The 1,881-nt window shown below is 51.2% G+C and carries 2 protein-coding genes; one reads left to right on the forward strand and one right to left on the reverse strand.

What is annotated here, in order from left to right:
* Positions 1 to 133: 133 nt before the first annotated feature.
* Positions 134 to 1,348: a GspE/PulE family protein gene (locus HWQ67_RS17370; RefSeq protein ID WP_218253957.1), complete on the forward strand. Its 1,215-nt coding sequence runs from the start codon at positions 134 to 136 to the stop codon at positions 1,346 to 1,348.
* 158 nt (positions 1,349 to 1,506) lie between these two features.
* On the opposite strand, the gene HWQ67_RS17375 is transcribed toward HWQ67_RS17370, so the two are convergent.
* On the reverse strand, positions 1,507 to 1,788 hold the full coding sequence (locus HWQ67_RS17375) for a tetratricopeptide repeat protein (protein WP_218253958.1): 282 nt from the start codon (positions 1,786 to 1,788) through the stop codon (positions 1,507 to 1,509).
* Positions 1,789 to 1,881: the final 93 nt, after the last annotated feature.

A 1,881-nucleotide genomic window follows, 5' to 3' on the forward strand; every position in this document is an offset into this window, starting at 1 on the left:
TTTTGAAAATGGATTCCCGTTTTCACGGGAATGACAAGAAATGGTATTTTGCGCCCATCTGTGTCATTCCTGCGTAAGCAGGAATCCAGAAAGTGCGAAACCATAGATAGAAATAAAAGCAAACAAAGCAAATGTGATAACAGAGATATATCATACAAGTGACGATGCCGTAAATGACGTCAACTCCCCCCCGATTATACGCATAGTGGACAACATCCTGCTTCAGGCCGTCAGGATCAATGCCAGCGATATTCACATTGAGCCAAAGCAGAACACGCTTGATGTCAGGTACAGGATAGACGGTCTGATGCGCAACGCCAGTCAGTTTCCTGCTCACGTTCAACGTGCGGTGTCTTCGCGCATCAAGATCATGGCGTCCCTGGATATAGCCGAAAGACGGGTCCCCCAGGATGGCAGAATAAAGATCAGGATCGACAACAAGGAGATAGACCTCAGAGTCAGCACATTGCCCAGTCAGTTTGGCGAAAAGGTGGTGTTGCGAATCCTGGACTCGACCTCAGCCGTGCTCAACATAAAAGACATAGGGCTTTCCGAGCAGGATGCCCTGAGGTTAAAGGCCATGCTCTCCGTCCCCAATGGTATAATACTGGTGACAGGCCCCACGGGCAGCGGTAAAAGCTCCACCCTCTATGCCATAATCAACTACCTCAAGAGACCAACGGTCAACATAATGACCCTCGAAGACCCCATAGAGTACAACGTCGAAGGCATCACCCAGATAGCAATTACCGAACGCCTCTCCTTTGTGCAAGGTCTGAGGGCTACCCTGAGGCAAGACCCTGATATCATCCTGGTTGGGGAGATGAGGGACTCGGAAACTGCCAACATAGCGGTACAGGCCTCCGCTACCGGTCACCTGGTGCTGTCAACACTGCACACCAACTCCGCCGTGGGCGCTATTGCCAGGATGGTGGATATGGGGGTCAAGCCTTTTATGCTGGCGTCCTCTCTCAGGGGGATCGTTGCCCAAAGGCTCGTAAGAAAAGTCTGTGACAGGTGCAAGAAGCCCTATCTCCCCTCAAGTGAAGAACTCCTGAAAATAGGACTCCACAGCGACGCTGACTTAAAAGACGCTATCTTCTATAAAGGGGGCGGATGTTCCCGCTGCTCAAAAACAGGCTACAAGGGTCGCATGGGTGTCTTTGAAGTTATGACGCTAAGTCAACAGATGCGTACCCTGATTGTCAAGGAAGCCCCCGAGTATGAGATAGAAAGGGCAGCCGTGGAGGCAGACATGTCTTTTATGCACGAAGACGCCATCTATAAGGTCAAAAGCGGCCTGACAACCATCGATGAGGTTGCCCTGAGCATTCACCTGGTAGTGTAGTTAATTCATGGTCAGGCACCAGCAATTGCGTGTGTGGCGTAGGGGGTGAGGCACTCCGGCCAGAAAGGGGGTGAGGCACCCCGGCCAGAAAGGGGTGGGGCGCCACGGTCACGAAGAAGTCCTCTTGCCCCCTTCCTGCGCATGCTTGATTTTAAACATTACCACGCCCCCTTGGCCTTTGCGGTATAGTAGGCGGCCTTTTCCGGCTCACCCGATTGCCGATATACGTAGGCGAGGTTGTTATAAGTCGTAGCCAAGGACGGATGTCTTTCGCCATAGACTTCCAGGAAGATCGCAAGTGATTTTTCGTAAAACGCAATCGCCTGCTTTGGGTCGCCTAACGCCCTCCACGCTTCGCCAATGTTGTTATACGAAGTCGCCACAGACGGATGTCTTTCTCCGTAGATTTCCAAACTGATAGCAAGGCTATGGTTTCGCACTTTCTGGATTCCTGCTTACGCAGGAATGACACAGATGGGCGCAAAATACCATTTCTTGTCATTCCCGTGAAAACGGGAATCCATTTTCAAAAA

It is taken from the genome of Candidatus Magnetobacterium casense (genome assembly GCF_019173545.1).
GTDB classification, from domain to species: Bacteria; Nitrospirota; Thermodesulfovibrionia; order Thermodesulfovibrionales; family Magnetobacteriaceae; genus Magnetobacterium; species Magnetobacterium cryptolimnobacter.